Genomic DNA, 17,293 nt, shown 5'->3' with positions numbered 1-17,293 from the left:
ACGAGGAGTCGACGATGGAATTCAGTGGATTTGTGTTCTCAGCCGAAGACAGCTTTTCCGTACAGCAGCGATACCGTTTTATTACCGATGCCGCGCGTTATCTGGATGAACATGGTTACCAGGCATTGTGGACACCGGAACGTCATTTTCAGGAATTTGGCGGCTCCTTTCCCAATCCTTCCGTGTTGTCCGCCGCGCTGGCTCAGGCAACTTCACGGTTGCATCTGCGTTCCGGTTGTGTGGTGCTGCCGCATCACCATCCGGTACGGGTGGCAGAGGAGTGGGCCATGGTGGATCAGCTTTCCAATGGCCGTACCGGTGTTGGCATTGCTTCCGGCTGGCATAAACGTGATTTTGTGTTCTTTCCTGAAAATTATCAGGATCGTAAAGCCATCACCTTGCAGGGAATCGCCGATCTGCGCCGTTTATGGGCTGGCGACGCCATGGAGTTCAAGGGTGTTGATGGTGAAATGACTCAAGTCACGGTGCATCCGCGGCCGATTCAGATGGAGATACCGATATGGCTGGTATCCAGCTCCAGTCCCGAGGTCTGGAAAGATGCCGGCCGGCTGGGTCTGAATATCCTGTCATTGTTGAATAACTGGGAAGCACTGGAGAGCAACATCGTTGCCTACCGGCAGGCCAGGGCCGATGCCGGCCTGGATCCGGCGGCCGGCATCGTGACGACGGCGGTGCATACGTTTGTGGGTGACAGTAATGCCGAAGTCAAAGCATTGGTGGAAAAACCAATGAAGCAGTATCTGTCCGAGTTCGTAAAGGCCACCAACGATGACAAGAGCATCAGCGGCAATCAGGCCCGGGTCGTCAGCAGTGAAGAAAAAGAAATTCTGTTGCAGGCCGTGTTTGACGATATGTTTGAAAAACGGGCCATGTTCGGCACCGTGGAAAAATGTGTCGAGTTTGCCCGTCGGCTGCAAAAAGTCGGCACCGATGAGGTGGCCTGCTTTATCGATTTTGGTCTGGATTTTGATCAGGTACTCGCAGCGCTGCCGAAACTGGACGAAGTCAAAGCGGTGTTTACCAGTGACCAGCCGGTCGCACAGGCGCAACCGGTACGACAACCGAAACATCCGCTTTCCTGGTATTACCAGCGGGAATCCATGGGCGTATGAGTACGGAACACGCCATGCGCCGCCGGTTTTTCCGGATGCAGTTAAATGATCAGGCCGATGCCCGATTATTGATGTTTCCATTTGCCGGCGGCAGCGCTGCGGCTTATCAGCCGTTACTGAAACGCATGCCGGACGATATCGATGTGCTGGTGTATCAGATGCCTGGCCACGGGACGAGATTTTCGGAGCCTTTGTGTCAGTCGGTGGCGGAACTGATCGAGGATATCTGTGAGTTTTTGCCGATGCTGACTGACAAACCTCTGTACCTCTTTGGCCATAGTTTGGGCGGCAGAGTGGCGCATGCGCTGTGCCGGCAACTGCAAACTCTCAAACAGGCATTGCCACGTATGGTCATCATGTCGGCCAGCCGTCCACCGGACATCGCCAATCACAACCCCATGTCTCATCTGCCTGATCGTGATTTTCTGCAACGCCTGAGAATTTACGATGGTATCCCTGCCGAGATCCTGGAGAATGACGCAATGATGGAACTGTTTCTGCCAGCCATCAAAACCGATATGCGGGTTTTCGAATCTTATCAGTGTGAGCCTGATCGGCCATTGATGACACCTGTAGTGATCTGGGGCGGGGCGGATGACAGCTACTCACCATTACAGGATGTGGTCGGCTGGAATCGCTTTTTTGCAATTCAGAAAGAGTTCAGGTCCTGGCCAGGAGGGCACTTTTATATTAACCAGTCTATTGATGCTGTCGCGAAAGGAATAGTCACTCATGTTCGTGATTCAATGGAACGATATTCGATGGTCAGAGGGCAGGTATCGTAAATGTTTCGATGCTGATGCAGACCATTATTGATTCAAATTACCTAACGGACAGCTAACTTAATGATATCAGTTAAAGATTTGCGTTTTTCCTATCAGACAGGACAGGCAGAGGTTTTGAAATCCTTGAGTTTTGATATTTCCAAGGGCGAAATTTTCGGCTTCCTCGGACCTTCCGGTTCTGGCAAAAGCACCACTCAAAAAATTCTGTGCGGGCTGCTCAAAGGCTACCAGGGGCAGGTAAAAGTTCACGACAAAGAGGTGTATGACTGGGGGCGTAACCTCTACGAAAAAATCGGCGTGGGCTTCGAGCTGCCTAACCACTATGAATCGCTGACCGCGCTGGAAAACCTGCGCCTGTTTGCGGCCATGTATGCGACCTCCAATTCACCGGAATATCTGCTTGAGCGGGTAGGGCTGCTGGAAGATAAAGATAAACGGGTTTCGAGTTTTTCCAAAGGCATGAAAATGCGCCTTAATTTCGCCCGTTCGTTGCTGGGCAAACCTGATCTGTTGTTTCTGGACGAACCCACCTCCGGACTCGACCCCACCAACAGCATGAAGCTCAAGGACTACATCAAAGAGCTTAGGGAGCAAGGGGTTACCATCTTTATCACCACCCACAACATGCATGATGCTGAGGAGCTGTGTGACACCGTAGGTTTTATCGCTGGCGGTGAGATCCGTAACATCGACTCGCCGTATCAGATGAAACAGCAGTACGGTAAAGGTCAGGTGGAAGTCACATACAAAGAACGGGACAGTGTTCGTAAACAGGTGTTCGATCTGACCGACATTGGTCACAACGCTGACTTTACTGAACTGCTGAAACAACACGATATCCAGACCATTCACAGTCTGGAAGCCAGCCTCGAACAGGTATTCATCGAACTGACAGGAGTGCGTCTGACATGAATCAGTGGCTTGCTCTGTCAAAAGCTGAAATTCTGTTCCAGGCACGCTCGGGTTTTCTGGTGGTGGCGGCCATCGTGACTGTGCTCTGGTTCAGCGTGCTGGCGTTTGTCCCGCAAAGTTATTCCATGAAAGTGCTGGGACTGGTGTTATCCATGGATGTGGCCTCGGTGGCGTTGCTGTTCTGTATGGGCCTGCATCTGCTCGAAAACCGTCAGAAAGTGCTGTTGGCTTTTGGGGTAACACCGCTTAACTTTACCCTCAAAGTATGGACCCGGGTGATTCTGATCTGCCTGGTGACAACGGTTATCAGTTGTCTGATCGTGGTGTTGTATGTGCCGTGGACAGAACTGCTGGAGCTATTGTTCATCTGCGCTTTGAATTCCGCCATTTATGCCATCATCGGTTATCTGCTGGTTATTTATGCGCCGAATGTCAGCCGGCTCATCGTTCGCATCGGCTTGGTCAGTCCACTATGGTTGCTGCCATATCTTTCTTATTTTGAGCTTTATTACCATCCGCTGTTTTACCTGATGCCGACGTTCGGGCTGACCATGATGTTTTCCGATAATGCCCAGTATGGCGGCTTATCCATCGTCAATATGGCCACTGCCGCATTCTGGCTGGTGGTGTTTTATCTGTGGTTGCGTCATGCCTATCCCAAAGCAATGGTGGAGAAATAATCATGGTCATTACACAGATTTTCAAAACCGATGCCAAGCGCATCATCAGTGACTCTTTTATGGTGTTCATGTACATCGCTCCCTGGGTCACGGCATTGATCGTTAAGGCTGCCTGGGTCTACAGCGGACAACACTATCCAGACATCGCACTGCAACAATATGCCTGGATTACAACCCTGGCCATTGCCCTGCTAACACCGATGAACATGGGCATCGTACTGGGATTTCAGTTACTGGAGGAAAAAGAGCAGGGAGTTTTTCGGGCTATTGCCGTAACGCCATTGAACAATGACCGGTATCTCTATTACCGCTTTGTGATTACCGCCATCATTGCCATCGTAATGACTTATTTTGTGCATCAACTGCTGGGCCTGGTATCAATCAATGCGATCAGCCTGTTGTTACTGGTATGCGTGGCGGCCTGGCAGATTCCGTTACAGGCATTGATGATTGCCGGTATCGCCCGCAACACACTGGAAGGATTTGCGATGATGAAAAGCACCGGCTTCATGCTGTTGGTGCCGATGCTGGTGCTGTATTTTTTTGCTGCCAGCAAACTCAGTTGGATTGCCGGTATTTTTCCGTTTTTCTGGGTCATCAAAGCCTATCAGTATGGGTTGGCTGAACAAACAGCTCCATTTATGGCCTGCCTGGTGACCGGCTTGGTGTATTCCTGGGTGATCTGCTGGGTGTTGTTAAAACGCTACAGATCCAATGCGTTGAAATAACTGTTAAAGGAAGGGGTTTTATGAATTCGCGCGGGCGGTTTATTCATTTGGGTAGTAAGGAATTTCTTCGTGAGTATCGGGTCCGGCATCCGTATGTGGCAGGTGCCATGTATAAAGGCATTGCCTCGGCCGAACTGGTGATTGCCATGGCCAGTCAGGGCATGCTGAGTTTTCTGGGTACCGGCGGGATGAAGTTCGACGAAGTGGAGCGCAGTATTGTCAACATCAAACAGGCGGCCGGCGCGGATAAGCCGTTTGGGATGAACATGCTCAGTAATTTTGAAGAACCGGAAAAAGAAACCGCGCTGATTCAGCTGTATCTCAAACATGGTATTAGTGTGATTGAAGCGGCGTCATACATCAGTATTTCCGAAGCGCTGGTGTATTACCGTGTGGCGGGATTGACTGCTGGCCCGGATGGAAAACCCCTGTGCCGAAACAGAATCATCGCTAAAGTCTCGCGGCCTGAAGTGGCAGCCCGGTTTTTATCACCGCCGCCTGATGACAAAGTTGCCTCCCTGCTGCAACAGGGATTGATCACCCCGGCCCAGGCACAATTGGCACCTCAGGTTCCCATGGCCGATGATATCTGCGTGGAATCCGATTCCGGTGGCCATACTGACCAGGGGGTGATGACGGTGTTATTTCCAGCCATTCGCCTGCTGGCTGATGAATATAACCGCCGCTTTGAATATCCGCGCCCGGTCAGAGTAGGGGCCGCCGGCGGTCTCGGAACCCCTCATGCACTGGCGGCTGCATTTATGCTGGGGGCTGACTTCGTCGTTACCGGCAGCATTAACCAATGTACCGTGGAAGCCGGCATCAGTGAGGATGTTAAAAACATGCTCGAAAAAGCCCAACCCCAGGATATGGCCATCGTTCCCGCAGGTGACATGTTCGAACTGGGTGCCAAAGTTCAGGTTCTTAAAAAAGGCACGTTGTTCCATGTTCGGGCCAATAAACTGTACGAGCTGTACCGCAATTACGATGCTATAGACAGCATTCCGGCAGACGTTATCAGCAAACTGGAAGAACAGATCTTCGCCCGTAAGATCAGCGATATCTGGGCAGAAACTGAAGCCTTCTATCGTCGCCACCGGCCACAGGAGATCACCAAAGCCGCCAGCTCTCCAAAACACAAAATGGCCCTGATCTTTAAATGGTACTTCGTGCATGGCACCCGCATGGCATTGCGGGGAGAACAATCCCAGCGGGTGAACTATCAGGTGCAAAGTGGCCCGGCCCTGGGCGCATTTAACCAATGGGTAAAAGGAACCGCGCTGGAATCATGGCGCAACCGACATGTTGTGGATATTGCCCATAAACTGATGCAGGGCGCTCAGGATCATGTTAACCAGTTTTTACTGACAGAGGTGTAAGTTGTATGGGACGTGAAGTCAGAACTGAAATTGAAATCGATGCCCCGATTCAGGAAGTCTGGAAAGTACTGCTCGATTTCGATACGTATCATCAGTGGAACCCGTTTTTAACCCGTATCCAGGGAAAACCCCAAGTGGGCAGCGAACTGCACATCAGCGTGACATTCCCGAATCAGGATTCAATGAATTTCAAAGCCAATGTGCTTGCCGTAGAAGAAGGCAGAAACATCCGTTGGTTTGGCAAATTCCTGTTGAAGAGCATCTTCGCCGGAACCCATTCACTGGAACTGGAAAGTATCTCAGAACACCGCTGTCGTTTGATCAACCGCGAAGAATACGACGGCTTCCTGATCAGATTTATGTGGACAAAACTGGCGCAGAACGCCGCCGACGGATTTGTGCAAATGAACCTGAGCCTGAAACGGTTTTGTGAGCACAAGGGTTCCTGATTTATTGGCATGGGTAAACTTTACCTTATCTATAGAACGGGTGAGGGAATAGCGGTGAACAATGAAATTGAACCATACAAGTGTCCTATAAGCGACCTTCGTTCCATTGACTTTTTTTGTGATAGGTATACTGAAAAAACTCCAACTACATTGAGGTATCATCGGCATCTATGAGAAAAGGTCATATATATATTGCAAGCAACAGCGCTCTGAAGAAAGGACTTCTTAAAATTGGATTAACAAAGGTCGACCCCAAAGAAAGGATATCTTCTCTGAGTAAGTGTACTTCTATACCCGATGTTTTTGTTTTGGAGTACTCAAAAAGTGTATCTGATGTAAATGCTGCAGAAATAAGAATGCATATGTTGTTGGAAAGATTCAGATATAGAAAAGAAAAAGAGTTTTTTGATGTTAACTTAGGTAGTGCTATTGAGCTAATAAAGTGGATATCGAACTACTTAGATAATCACGAATATTATTGTGAGTACATTGGGTTACAAAATGACCTAAAAATGGATAAATATAATAGAAGAGTCACTCTGAAAGAAAGTAAGCTTATAGACTCTACGATTGCTTTCTCTATCGGACAAACCATTGACCACCATCTATTTGGTTATACAGACAATATCGTCTCTGGTTTTGCAAGCGCTTTAGCTCTTTCAGAGCTGTTCGGAGTTAAAGTAAAGTCAATGATGACCACTATGAGAAAGTTCTGTACTTCTTGTAGTGATATACAATTTGTTAGTCAAAGCGGTGATACAGGAAAAATATTTGATCAATTGTATTATCACAAGGGCCATATGGCATGGAAGTATAACTATGCCTTTAGGCCTTATGTACAAAATGAAAAAATATAACAAATAAGGATATATCGCGCGCGGCCGAGCCACGACATATCCTATTGTTGGACAAGCCGAGGGTGTTCAAAATTCTGTGTCAGCTAAAGATCACAGCAGCATGTGATCATCCAGTCGTCCCCCAAATCTTCTTTGATGGATCATAACGTTTTCAGATACTCCAACAGTTGCCAGCGTTGTTCTGTCGTCAGCGCAGGAGGTAGTGAGCCATCGGGTTGTGGCGTGTGTCCGGCGGCGTATTCGTGGCCGCTGTTGAGATCACCCACACGAATGGTTTTCATGGCCGTGCCATCATATCCGTCGCTGCGAAAACCGACTTTTACCGGGTCAAACTCGCGACTGCCCACCATGAACTCATCCGGGCGGTACTCACCATCTTCAGGATCTCCGGCTTTTTTCTTGGGTAACATCAGATCATAGAGCGATGGCACCGAGCCATTATGCAAAAATGGCGCTGTTGCCCAGATACCGTTCAATGGTCGGGCCTTGTAGGACAATAACGAAGCATAGGGATTGGCGGTGGTATCCGGGTCATAGTTGCCGGCTTTAACACTGCTGGTGCGTATTGGGTTGGTGAAAAATGAGCCGACCAATGTATATAACCAGTCTCCCCAGCGCCGAAAAATATTCTTATCCGGATCGGGTGTTGCAACCACACCTTTGGTAACCGATGTTAACAGCTGTACTACGGGAGCATCTTCGGCAATGATAACATTGCCAACCCCGGCAGCCTGGAATGTATTCACGAAGTTACCGGATTTGCCACGATAGGAGACGCTATTGTCTGCCATGGCGGGATCCGTGTTTATCCTGTTGACCGATGTCATCTTGGCAATCGCAATGCGATCGGCGTTGTTTCTATCAATGACCTGATGACAGCTTTCACAGTATCTGGCGTAAAGCTTTTGTCCGGCCCTGGCTTTTTCTACATCAATGTTCCCGAACAGCGCTTCTGGCCAGAGCGGGGATTTCAAAGTTCCGAGGTGATTTTCAATACGTTTCAGGTTCACCAGATCGATAGAGTGTTTGAAATCAACCTGTTTATGCTTATGCCTCTGGCCACTGAGATAGGCGGAAATACTGAAGCCATGGTCTTTAGCCGTCCAATCAAGAATACCGAACACGCCGATCACTTCTCCGGTATTACGGCCCAACGGACCTATACCGGAATTCGCTGCCAGCCCATTCCATTGAACATAATCCGAACGCGCGATATCCCAGAGAAACGGATAGCTGACCGGCGCATCGGGTTCGTTAAACAGAGCGTTACGGACGATCAGCATCTGCCGCTGCGTCAGGCCGGGATAGCCTGGCTCATGCGACATTAATCGTTGAATGATCAATGCAAACTGATCGTTGCCGATGATGGTTTCATTGATACCCTCAAGTACCTTGTTAGCTTGCTCATCAGAAATCAGGTAGCGGCCGGCAGGGGTGGTGGCCTGGGTTAATAGTTCATAGACATCCTGCCGATTCGGCACATACTGCAACACCCGATTATAGATTCGGCCAAACGCATCGAGACGGGCGTAACCGTAATCAATATGGCTATGATTAACTGTGTTATACAACTGAATGGTATTGGTCCATTTTTGCAGATCAGCCTCCACGGCCTCCTGGTTTTTATAGTCATTCGACAGTGCCAGCACTGCACTCATAAACCGTGCTTTCTTCTGTGGATCTGAACGGGTCTGATGAAGTGCCTTCTCAATGGCGGTCAAATACCCAACCATATCGGCCATGGCCGGGCCGCCATCAATTCTCACCGCCTGACCCTGATAATTAATTTGAGCGGTATGACAGGCTGCACAGGTAAAACCCATGTAATCCTTACCCTGGTAAGTATCTTTGACAAAGCCGACAGCCAGCGCATCCGGGTTAAAAAAAGTCTTCTTCTGTGGCAGATAACGATAGTAATCAATGAAGCGATTGGAGCGCAGCTTTTCCTCAGAATCAGCACTCTCCAGACTCAGGTAAAAGTCATAAGGTAACAAAGCCGAACCCTGAGTAATGTTATAAAACCAGAGACTGTCAGAGTGTGACCAGCCCTGGCTTTCATCTACAGCAGTGCTTTCATCATCTTCCAAATAAATGGGAGTGCTGTAGCTCTCACCAAATGCCCCGTCCGCTATGGCAATAGCGCCACGGTCCGGATCACGATCCAGGTGCTGATAGATTTTCCCTCCCAGCAGTAACAGGAGGTGAATAGTGATGATGGTCACGAGCAGATAAAACAGTGATCGCTTATGGACAAATAAAAAGGAAAGAATTCGCCGAACAAAAGTTACATGATGCTGCATGGGCAGACTCCCTTGATTGAATAACCTGTTCCTGGGTCCGAAAAGTCATCAAGAGATGGCAATACTGTCGGAATGTTGTTGTATTGTCAGTTGGAAATGGATTCCAGCATACGTACGAAAGATAAGAATAGTTCTAAAATAAATGTATGCAAGATAACCATTTTGGTTTGGTTTTGGTGGTTGGGGGCTGGGGCGTTCTGGAATTTGTATTAATGAAAGATCCTGCTAAGTTCTTTGCGTATGTTGAAATATCGATCTTTAAATTAAGATGCCTCTGATTATCTTCAATAGCTTATTGATATTTTGTTATGACGATACAAATATCGGGGTATGGATATTTTTTTAAGGATAAGCTCGCTACTCTCGTTGGCCCGTTTCACCATATAACCTACAGTTGGGCATTTTTGAATCAGTCATTTCAAATGCACTGAAGAATTTCACGTATTTGCCGATATGCTTTTCACAACAAACGACATGACGTTGTATAAAGGAGCAATAACGTGAGCATCGAGATCTCTGCATCGATTCAGGCGCAATCATTAAATTCAACCTCAGGCAACGCAGTGGAAAGCCCCGTCTCCTCAGAAATACATCAGCACCCGGAGGTAGCAGCCTCTACTGATGAATTTGAAATAAGAAAAAGCCCTTACCCTTCGGGCATGTTTTGGAAGGACAGCGCGCAGGTGAGTGCTGATGGTTTTGCACTAGGTGAAGCTATTGGAATTCAGCTCCAGGACGATAGCCCGGCGAATAAGTTAGGTGCTCGAATCGGCAGGGCTATGGCAGCTATTGAAGAAGAAAGCCCTGGTCTGAGTCAGGCAAGGTGGGGGTTCAGCGTTGATGAAGATGGAGAGTTAATGTTGACGAATGCCGAATCGCTAACGACAGATCAACAGCAATTGATTTTGGACAAGCTCAACAAATTTGGCGCTGCCCGCGCAGCGAGTATATTTGCTGATGATATGGTTGCTTTTCTTGAAGCGGATCGGGGATCTGATGGCTATAGTAACAATATCGGCCAGTATGATTTAACGCGCAGTAACTTTGCTGAAATTATTGATTTGAAAGAACACTACCAATACGGCTTTAATGAGACCTTAGGTGGTTTTGGCATGGAAGGTATGGAGCAGATCGCCGATCAATTAAGCCGTAAAGCAGAGTCTACCTATTTATTCACTTATCAGTTTTGATTGCTAACACAGACGCTGATAAAAAACCAAGCGCTCATATATTCAATATAGCGATATCATTTTGGGCCCATATAAAATGCTATCGCCTGTATTTTGGGAATATGGCAGCAGAAAGATCCATCAACATCATTCCGGCCATGAATGTCCAAACTGGTATGCGCGACTGTTCAATACAAACTTGATTGGCTTTCAGGTTGATTTGCACTGCTACAAACAGATCAAACCAACCTGGCCTGACAAGTTTTTTCCACCAGTGCCTTCAGCTTGATCACTTCTGATTCCAGATACTTTAATTCCTCTTCTGTAATTTCGTAATGCTCCGAATAACGAGCGTCGATGTAGGCACGTTGCAAGCGGCGAAAACAGCGTCGATGAAATTTGCTATCGAGCGGAAAAATACCGGTAAATTCATGGTCAATCTGTATGCAAAAGTGTTGTAGCTTTTCGATATTGTGGGTTTTGGGCAGGTAGTTGGAGCAGGTGAGGAGTACGCAGGAATAGAGGCGCTCTGTTGTCTGATGAAGATCGAACGCAGCTTCATCAATCATTGACGCTTCAAATGAAAATTGGAATTTTACAAAGCTGTTTTCTGCCTTCGTCATCCGTTGATCATAATGCTTCTGCGCAATCTCGCGGCGTTCTGCTTCGGTTAAATTTCCCGGTAGTGCCAGCGGCCTGGGGGTTGCCGCAAACAACTCAATGCCTTCCTCACGGATATCCTTAAAAAAATAATGGCCCTGAAGCAGGCGTTTATTCACGTCTTCCAGGTCATGCACAATCAACCCCAGCGGCGCAGAAGTGACCTTGCGGTTGATCTGTTCTTCTGCCCGTTGCCAGACGATATCCTCATCCACCAGCGTCGGCTTGTTCACCACCACCAGAATATCGTAATCACTGATATAACCATTCTCCGGATCATTCACCCAGGTACCCTTGGCGTGACTGCCAAAGAGAATGATTTTCAAAATCCGGTACTCGGTTCTACGCCCGGTCTTGCCTTGCAGAAAATCCTCCAGAGTATCACGCAGGATGGTGGAAATGGTCTGGAGCTCGTGCTGCTTGGCTTTCGGCAGATGATCAAGGCTGGTTTTCATGGTGATAGTGACAAATTCTTGAATACATACAAGCGGCTTAGTGTGAGGGTTGATAGGGCCGGGCGGGGGCAGTGCTGGTTGGAGGGGTGTATAGGGGGCGAAACCAGTGATTGAGCCTGTGACAAATAACAGCGTTGTGAATAGTTTTTCGGGTATCGATTGTTTGCATTTTACACGTCCCTGTCAGCATGATTTACACGATACTGTATTCATAAACAGTGTGTATAAAATAACACCTGTTTTTTTGCGATAAATGTCATAAATAATCATGCTTTAAAACTCAGTATCCAGATATTCGCTGGATACTCGGTCTGAAGACATAATCTCCGGAATAATGAGCTGAAAATACGATACTTGTCTGGTTGGTTAAGTATCATGGATATTCTATAAAGCCATGAATTCAGTGGCCTGTAGGCGACCGATTTTTCCGGATACTGCGTCTCCAGACCGAATATCCGACGAGCGAAATTGACAGAAATGGGCTGTGTGCCTATGTTGATGAGGTTTGATGAGACTGAGTGAGTTTGGTGGCTCAGGAAAAAGCGTCTTCTGGATATTTTGTCAGATGACGTGGAATAACTGTTATGCAAAAGAATGAGATCGTAGAAATATGTCCAATGTTCGACTTCCAGTAGCAGTTTGTGCCGCAGTAGCAGAAGTTTTGAATGGGTCGCATGACTCATTGAATGCTTTATTTGAAACTGCAGGGGCTCCTGGTCCTCCGCCTGATCTCGCTCACCAAACAAAATGGAAAACATGGTTGCAACGAGCTGGCAACGACCCAGAGGTTAATAGTTTAAAAGTTCTTGGGAATCTAATAGAGGAATTCATGGATCTTCCGCCCTCGTCGAGCTCGGATTCACTTAGTAACGTTCATGGAATTGAAACACGTGATCCAGTCGAGGAGTACAACAAGCGAAAAGAACGTTTAGTAAATGTGCTTGAAGAGCATGGTTTTCGCTATTTTAGGGGTGGCAGAGTAATTCAAATTGGACAGGCGGAACCTATCGATGTTGAGCCGATCAGGGGAAGTGAAATAGAAGGTCGAAAACCCTCTTCGTTAGAAGAGCTCCTAAGAATAATTATTAGGGGGCTTCCGAGAGCAATGCAGCCATTAATACATAGAAGAAAAGGTGCTCAGCCTTTGGTGTTCGCCTCTGAATATGACATTCAAGATTTGCTGCATGCATTGTTGCGCCCATGGATATCTGATATACGTCCAGAGGAGTTTTGTCCAAGTTATGCTGGTTCAAATACTCGAATGGACTTTCTATTGCCAGCGCATAATCTTGTCATTGAGACAAAGAGAGTAAGAAATAAGAATCACGCGTCTAAAGTCGGTGATGAATTGATAATTGATATTGAACATTATCGTAAACACAAGAATGCTAACCACCTTTGGTGTGTTATTTATGATCCTGATTTGTATATTTCAAATCCTGAAGGGATGGTGAGTGATCTGGAAGGAGAAAGAGTAACTCCAGAGGGATGCATTAGCGTAAGAGTCGTAATTGTGGGTGCGAGTGCATAACAAACAACTGCAGCGGATCAATTTGCGCTGCGCTTCAATTGCCCGCTGAGTTGGGCGTTAGGGTTCATGATGGCTCAGGCTGATAATTCAACTATAAAATGTGGTACACATGGTACGGTAAACTCTGCCGTCGTATGTTGCCATTTATTGCAAAAAACAGAATGTGTTTTGGGTTTCATTGAAAACAGCTCCGAACCTGATGACTTACAAGCTTGGTGTGGTGCCTGTGAGGAGTTTTTTCTTAACGAAGGTGAAATGACTGAGGCGTTCAGAGCATTTAATAATTTCAGTCTGGTTTGCGAGTTTTGTTATGCAATAATTAAACAGCAGCATTCAGCCAATCCCTAACAAGGCGCATCACTCGCAGCCTGCGGCTGCTGGGACGTCAAACGCTAACGCGTTTTTCCGCCCGTGTGCTTTGTGTTAGTTTTTGAAGGTGAATGTGAAGAAGCTTATCCTAATATCAGCGTTACTTATTTCTTCGAACTTGTATTCGGAAGAGCTTTGCCCTGATCTAGATGTAAACGTTGAACTAGATCATTGGATGACTGAAGAGGCTTTTGATGATGAGTCGGCTCTTTGGGCGCTAAAGCAGTTAACGGCAATAGTGACTGATGATATTGATTTGGAATCAGATTTTCTAAAAGATATTGCTCGTCTAAACGCGCTCCAAATACTGGAAGGCTATTTTCTCCGAGTTGAAGCTCATAGGGAAAGAGAAGGTAGTATATTGGATGCAGGAGCAACGGCTCGTTACTGTAAATTTTTAGAGTCTGCGGCGTGGGTGGACTAAAACTAACAAAACCGTGTTTCGGATTGGTTTCTGCTCCGCGCCAACCAACCGCAAACGGAAGCGTTAGGTTTTTATCAAGGATATCGAATGACTCAAAATCAAACGAAATGGTTTGCAAGCGTAGTTCTCGGGTTGTTTCTTTTTCCCGTTGCTGGTGTGTTTTTGAATCTCACCACACCGTTCTGGGCTTGGCTCATCATTTGGTGGTGTGTTTTTACAACCTTTTTGCAGGTGTCTTGGCGCAGAGAAAATAGAGGCCTATTTTTACTCGTAATGTCTGCTGGCCTAGCGGCATTGGGTGTTGCTTACTGCAAAGTAAAAAATCCAGAGTTTCTATGGGGTATCGAATTACTTGCCAATATTATGGTTTTAGTTGGTGCAGGGGTTGGTGGTAACTTCATGGCAGCGGGATACCTAGAGCGTGAAACCTAACAAACGGCTGCACCGGACAAATTTCCGCGGTCACCTTTTTTCAAAAACACGCAAAAAAGTCGCCATCAAAAATTTGCTCGGTGAGCCGGGCGTTATGTTCTTGTCGGAGAGCTAAGAAAATGACCAAAGAAGTGTCCAGTATTAGTGAATTGAAAGCAGCAATGAAGTCTGATGCTAACGAGATAATCACGCGTGATGGTGATCTGGTCAAAAAGCTAAAGGCTGTAAAGCTGGCCAAATCTTGGGGGCCTGCCGCGGTAGGAGGAATTATCGCCTCCGTTCCTCTTGTGATTACAACTGGTCCAGTTGGTGCGGGGGCGGTCGCAGCATTTGCTGGTGTAGCAACGTCAACCATTGTGACTTTGATAGTAGCTGTTGGTGGAACGATCGCGATCAGCCTGTTTTCCGACTGGGAGTATGTCGAGATCGGAGCCGGCGGAATAAAAATGAAGCGTAAGAAAACATAACAATCGCAGGCACGGCGACGACTTTTCCATTGCGGCTTCGCTTCCATTTCAAAGCCGCGCATGCTGCGGGCGTTAGGCATATACATATACACGATGATAATTGCAATTGATGAATCAGGTTCATTTGTAAGTTCAAATACTACAAACTCATGGTGTGTAGTGGCTGCTTATGTATTCTCGGAAAGAATTAAGTCCCGTTCGTTCGCTGCTCTTAAGAAATTAAAGCGAGCCAATGGTGTTTATGACTATGAAGAAATTAAATTGAAAAATGTAACGGAAAGAAACTATTTTCAATTTTTAATTGATCTTTCCAAGCTTAATGGAGTGCTTTTTGCGGTAGCCACTGATTCACATATCAATACCAATGATGCTCTGATAGAGCATCGCACAGTGCAAGCAAATAAAATACGTGAAAATGTACCTAGGATGATATACGAGGAAGGGAAAAAAGGTATAACTATCCTGGCTGATGAAATAGAGTCTCTTTCACCGCAGTTATATGCCCAGCTCCAATGTCAAATTGCTCTATTTGGCGACATTTTTCATCGGGCAATTCTATACTATGTTCAACGTGATCCCTATACCTTACGGAAATACAAATGGAGAATTGATCAAAAGAACACCACAAAATCAGTATATGAGAAATCATTCGAGAAAGTCATATGTCCGATACTGCAATCAATATCATTTAGCGAACCTATGATATTTCTTGAAGGGGCAGATTATAATCATATGAATCCATTTATATATTCTGATGGTGAAGTTCCTGAGTATATCGAAGAGGCGTATGGCAAAAAATTATCGAGCGGCGTTAATATTGGGAAAATGATAAGAGATGACATTGATTTTCCGAACTCAAAATTAGACATGTCAGTACAAATAGCGGACCTACTGGCTGCAGGAATTCGAAGATGCTTAAGGTTAGAATTCAGTGACAATTCAATGGCGTCTAAGCTGCTTGGAAGATTAATGCTAGGTAATATTAAGGGCAAGTATCCAATCCAGTTTGTTGGCTTTGGTAAGGGGGAGGAAACTGTAGATGATAAAGTGGCACGGGTGATGGCAGGTTTTGAGCGTACATCAAAGGGAATTTTGACCAATGCCTAACAAATAAGAATATGTCGCGCGATAGCCGCGACATATTCCATTGTTGAACAAGCCCGGTCCACAGTGTCTGCCTTCTTATTTATAGTTAAAATCAGGTGGCATCCAATCGTTAAACTGGGTGCCAAGTTACCAAAGAATTGGGTTTGCCAAATGAATAACACAGGACACCCACCTTAACTATTGATATTCACGCCAACAGCCGGCATTATTCGATACTGTATATTTATCAGTATAAAGATGTATGAGTATGACCCGATCAAATAACACAGGACACCCATCTTAACTATTGATATTCACGCCAACAACCGGCATTATTCGATACTGTATATTTATCAGTATAAGGATGTATGATCATGACCCGATCAAGGAAGTCGCAAATCTCACTTGAAGCCACGCCTTATTATCACTGTGTTCCCGTTGTGTCCGTCGGGCGTTTCTGTGTGGAGTTGATGCCCTCACCCGGATTAGCTACGAACATCGCCGCCAGTGGGTTGAGGATAGACTGTTGTGGCTGGGTGAGATATTCGCCATCGATATCTGCGCTTATGCCGTCATGTCTAACCATGTCCTGTGGTGCTGCATATCAATGTGCTCCAAAGCCGGCAATGGTCAGCAGAAGACGTTGTGATGCGCTGGCATCGTCTGTACAAAGGCTCAGCACTCAGCCACCGGTTTCTGAAAGGTGATGCCTTCTCACCGGCAGAACAGCAGGCGTTTGAAGTCTTAGTGGCCCAGTGGCGGGAAACCCTTCCATCAGTCGGTTTATGGCGGTGCTTAATGAAGGTATCGCCCGGCGTGCCAATGCCGAAGATCGCTGTACCGGTCGTTTCTGGGAGGGCAGGTTTAAGTCTCAAGCATTACTTGACGAACAGGCCTTAGCCGCCTGTATGGCGTATGTGGATCTGAATCCCATTCGAGCCAGTCTGGCTGATACACCGGAAACGTCTGACCACACCTCCGTTCAAATGCGTATTACTTGCGCCAAGGCATCCAAACAACCCGGTGATTTACTCCCTTTTGTTGGCAATCCCAGCGCAGACATGCCCGAAGGTTTGCCCTTCAAATTAAGTGATTACCTGGAATTGGTGGATTGGACCGGCAGAGCGATTCGGGAAGATAAACGTGGATTTATTGCAGAATCACTTCCTCCCATTCTGATCCGCCTGAATATTTCCGGTAAACAGTGGCAACAATTAACACAGCAATTTGAAAAACAGTTCAGGTGTTTTGCCGGGCAGAGGTCGTCGTTTGAGAAAGTCAGAGATTATTTTCAGTTAAGCCGAACACCACCGAATTTGTTGGCGACCTGATTTCATATCACACCATCAAGCACCCTATTTCAAAATCTGGTTCCTCAAGTAACCTGCTACGCCTTCAGGTCAGCCAGAACTATATTTTTGTTTGCTTTGGAACAAGATGTATATAGTTTGGTTCTGTAGTAAACCTGATTCATTCG

General features: G+C 46.7%; 19 protein-coding genes. 16 read left to right on the top strand and 3 right to left on the bottom strand.

Going from position 1 to position 17,293, the window contains the following annotated elements; translation table 11 throughout:
- The first annotated feature begins 14 nt into the window (after positions 1 to 14).
- The 8 genes from YC6258_RS16705 (at position 15) to YC6258_RS16670 (ending at position 6,923) form a co-directional block, all read left to right on the top strand.
- Positions 15 to 1,133, top strand: a complete 1,119-nt coding sequence (locus YC6258_RS16705) for a MupA/Atu3671 family FMN-dependent luciferase-like monooxygenase (RefSeq protein WP_044617966.1) — start codon at positions 15 to 17, stop codon at positions 1,131 to 1,133.
- Positions 1,130 to 1,918: a thioesterase II family protein gene (locus tag YC6258_RS16700; RefSeq protein ID WP_082070762.1), complete on the top strand. Its 789-nt coding sequence runs from the start codon at positions 1,130 to 1,132 to the stop codon at positions 1,916 to 1,918. Before YC6258_RS16705 ends, YC6258_RS16700 begins: the two co-directional genes overlap by 4 nt.
- Positions 1,919 to 1,978: 60 nt before the next feature.
- Positions 1,979 to 2,830 (top strand): ABC transporter ATP-binding protein, encoded by an 852-nt coding sequence (locus YC6258_RS16695; RefSeq protein ID WP_044617965.1) that lies wholly within the window; start codon positions 1,979 to 1,981, stop codon positions 2,828 to 2,830.
- Entirely contained in the window at positions 2,827 to 3,510 is a 684-nt protein-coding gene (locus tag YC6258_RS16690; RefSeq protein ID WP_044617964.1) for a hypothetical protein, read from the top strand. The genes YC6258_RS16695 and YC6258_RS16690 overlap by 4 nt, the downstream gene beginning before the upstream one ends.
- A 2-nt stretch (positions 3,511 to 3,512) precedes the next feature.
- Positions 3,513 to 4,238 carry a hypothetical protein gene (locus YC6258_RS16685; protein ID WP_044617963.1) on the top strand — a complete coding sequence of 242 codons (726 nt, stop codon included), beginning with the start codon at positions 3,513 to 3,515 and terminating at the stop codon, positions 4,236 to 4,238.
- A 20-nt stretch (positions 4,239 to 4,258) separates the two neighbouring features.
- Positions 4,259 to 5,617: a PfaD family polyunsaturated fatty acid/polyketide biosynthesis protein gene (locus YC6258_RS16680; RefSeq protein ID WP_044617962.1), complete on the top strand. Its 1,359-nt coding sequence runs from the start codon at positions 4,259 to 4,261 to the stop codon at positions 5,615 to 5,617.
- 5 nt (positions 5,618 to 5,622) lie between these two features.
- Positions 5,623 to 6,066 (top strand): SRPBCC domain-containing protein, encoded by a 444-nt coding sequence (locus tag YC6258_RS16675; RefSeq protein ID WP_044617961.1) that lies wholly within the window; start codon positions 5,623 to 5,625, stop codon positions 6,064 to 6,066.
- Between the two features lie 170 nt (positions 6,067 to 6,236).
- Positions 6,237 to 6,923, top strand: coding sequence for a GIY-YIG nuclease family protein (locus tag YC6258_RS16670; RefSeq protein ID WP_044617960.1), 687 nt, complete (start codon positions 6,237 to 6,239; stop codon positions 6,921 to 6,923).
- Between the two features lie 140 nt (positions 6,924 to 7,063).
- Here YC6258_RS16670 and YC6258_RS16665 read toward each other — a convergent pair whose 3' ends face one another.
- Positions 7,064 to 9,223 (bottom strand): di-heme-cytochrome C peroxidase, encoded by a 2,160-nt coding sequence (locus YC6258_RS16665; RefSeq protein ID WP_044617959.1) that lies wholly within the window; start codon positions 9,221 to 9,223, stop codon positions 7,064 to 7,066.
- Positions 9,224 to 9,723: 500 nt separating this feature from the next.
- Between YC6258_RS16665 and YC6258_RS16660 the strand changes: the two genes are divergently transcribed.
- Positions 9,724 to 10,413 (top strand): hypothetical protein, encoded by a 690-nt coding sequence (locus YC6258_RS16660; protein ID WP_044617958.1) that lies wholly within the window; start codon positions 9,724 to 9,726, stop codon positions 10,411 to 10,413.
- Positions 10,414 to 10,631: 218 nt separating this feature from the next.
- On the opposite strand, the gene YC6258_RS16655 is transcribed toward YC6258_RS16660, so the two are convergent.
- The gene (locus YC6258_RS16655; RefSeq protein ID WP_044617957.1) at positions 10,632 to 11,507 is read right to left on the bottom strand and encodes a HEPN domain-containing protein; all 876 of its coding nucleotides are present in this window, start codon (positions 11,505 to 11,507) and stop codon (positions 10,632 to 10,634) included.
- A gap of 610 nt (positions 11,508 to 12,117) precedes the next feature.
- On the opposite strand from YC6258_RS16655, the gene YC6258_RS16650 reads away from it, so the two are divergent.
- From YC6258_RS16650 to YC6258_RS16625, 6 genes are all read left to right on the top strand, one after another.
- A complete protein-coding gene (locus YC6258_RS16650; protein WP_044617956.1) occupies positions 12,118 to 13,038 on the top strand; it encodes a PD-(D/E)XK nuclease domain-containing protein in 921 nt (306 codons plus the stop codon).
- Between the two features lie 66 nt (positions 13,039 to 13,104).
- Entirely contained in the window at positions 13,105 to 13,386 is a 282-nt protein-coding gene (locus tag YC6258_RS16645; RefSeq protein WP_245626949.1) for a hypothetical protein, read from the top strand.
- Positions 13,387 to 13,480: 94 nt separating this feature from the next.
- Positions 13,481 to 13,831, top strand: coding sequence for a hypothetical protein (locus tag YC6258_RS16640; protein ID WP_044617954.1), 351 nt, complete (start codon positions 13,481 to 13,483; stop codon positions 13,829 to 13,831).
- A gap of 87 nt (positions 13,832 to 13,918) precedes the next feature.
- On the top strand, positions 13,919 to 14,263 hold the full coding sequence (locus YC6258_RS16635) for a hypothetical protein (RefSeq protein WP_044617953.1): 345 nt from the start codon (positions 13,919 to 13,921) through the stop codon (positions 14,261 to 14,263).
- Positions 14,264 to 14,382: 119 nt separating this feature from the next.
- On the top strand, positions 14,383 to 14,730 hold the full coding sequence (locus YC6258_RS16630) for a hypothetical protein (protein WP_044617952.1): 348 nt from the start codon (positions 14,383 to 14,385) through the stop codon (positions 14,728 to 14,730).
- A 93-nt stretch (positions 14,731 to 14,823) separates the two neighbouring features.
- Positions 14,824 to 15,837 (top strand): DUF3800 domain-containing protein, encoded by a 1,014-nt coding sequence (locus tag YC6258_RS16625; RefSeq protein WP_044617951.1) that lies wholly within the window; start codon positions 14,824 to 14,826, stop codon positions 15,835 to 15,837.
- Between the two features lie 403 nt (positions 15,838 to 16,240).
- On the opposite strand, the gene YC6258_RS30690 is transcribed toward YC6258_RS16625, so the two are convergent.
- Complete coding sequence (locus tag YC6258_RS30690) at positions 16,241 to 16,402, bottom strand: hypothetical protein (RefSeq protein WP_211264550.1); 162 nt, start codon at positions 16,400 to 16,402, stop codon at positions 16,241 to 16,243.
- 199 nt (positions 16,403 to 16,601) lie between these two features.
- On the opposite strand from YC6258_RS30690, the gene YC6258_RS30685 reads away from it, so the two are divergent.
- Positions 16,602 to 17,147, top strand: coding sequence for a hypothetical protein (locus tag YC6258_RS30685; protein WP_211264549.1), 546 nt, complete (start codon positions 16,602 to 16,604; stop codon positions 17,145 to 17,147).
- The last annotated feature ends 146 nt before the right edge of the window (positions 17,148 to 17,293 follow it).

The sequence above is a fragment of the Gynuella sunshinyii YC6258 genome, assembly GCF_000940805.1.
GTDB classification, from domain to species: domain Bacteria; phylum Pseudomonadota; class Gammaproteobacteria; order Pseudomonadales; family Natronospirillaceae; genus Gynuella; species Gynuella sunshinyii.
This window is presented reverse-complemented; position numbering and strand designations above follow the sequence as displayed.

Coding starts and splice junctions, on each gene's coding strand:
- YC6258_RS16705 (WP_044617966.1), top strand. CDS start 15: ATGGAATTCAGTGGATTTGTGTTCTCAGCCGAAGACAGCTTTTCCGTA.
- YC6258_RS16700 (WP_082070762.1), top strand. CDS start 1,130: ATGAGTACGGAACACGCCATGCGCCGCCGGTTTTTCCGGATGCAGTTA.
- YC6258_RS16695 (WP_044617965.1), top strand. CDS start 1,979: ATGATATCAGTTAAAGATTTGCGTTTTTCCTATCAGACAGGACAGGCA.
- YC6258_RS16690 (WP_044617964.1), top strand. CDS start 2,827: ATGAATCAGTGGCTTGCTCTGTCAAAAGCTGAAATTCTGTTCCAGGCA.
- YC6258_RS16685 (WP_044617963.1), top strand. CDS start 3,513: ATGGTCATTACACAGATTTTCAAAACCGATGCCAAGCGCATCATCAGT.
- YC6258_RS16680 (WP_044617962.1), top strand. CDS start 4,259: ATGAATTCGCGCGGGCGGTTTATTCATTTGGGTAGTAAGGAATTTCTT.
- YC6258_RS16675 (WP_044617961.1), top strand. CDS start 5,623: ATGGGACGTGAAGTCAGAACTGAAATTGAAATCGATGCCCCGATTCAG.
- YC6258_RS16670 (WP_044617960.1), top strand. CDS start 6,237: ATGAGAAAAGGTCATATATATATTGCAAGCAACAGCGCTCTGAAGAAA.
- YC6258_RS16665 (WP_044617959.1), bottom strand. CDS start 9,223: ATGCAGCATCATGTAACTTTTGTTCGGCGAATTCTTTCCTTTTTATTT.
- YC6258_RS16655 (WP_044617957.1), bottom strand. CDS start 11,507: ATGAAAACCAGCCTTGATCATCTGCCGAAAGCCAAGCAGCACGAGCTC.
- YC6258_RS16650 (WP_044617956.1), top strand. CDS start 12,118: ATGTCCAATGTTCGACTTCCAGTAGCAGTTTGTGCCGCAGTAGCAGAA.
- YC6258_RS16645 (WP_245626949.1), top strand. CDS start 13,105: ATGATGGCTCAGGCTGATAATTCAACTATAAAATGTGGTACACATGGT.
- YC6258_RS16635 (WP_044617953.1), top strand. CDS start 13,919: ATGACTCAAAATCAAACGAAATGGTTTGCAAGCGTAGTTCTCGGGTTG.
- YC6258_RS16630 (WP_044617952.1), top strand. CDS start 14,383: ATGACCAAAGAAGTGTCCAGTATTAGTGAATTGAAAGCAGCAATGAAG.
- YC6258_RS16625 (WP_044617951.1), top strand. CDS start 14,824: ATGATAATTGCAATTGATGAATCAGGTTCATTTGTAAGTTCAAATACT.
- YC6258_RS30690 (WP_211264550.1), bottom strand. CDS start 16,402: ATGGTTAGACATGACGGCATAAGCGCAGATATCGATGGCGAATATCTC.
- YC6258_RS30685 (WP_211264549.1), top strand. CDS start 16,602: ATGGCGGTGCTTAATGAAGGTATCGCCCGGCGTGCCAATGCCGAAGAT.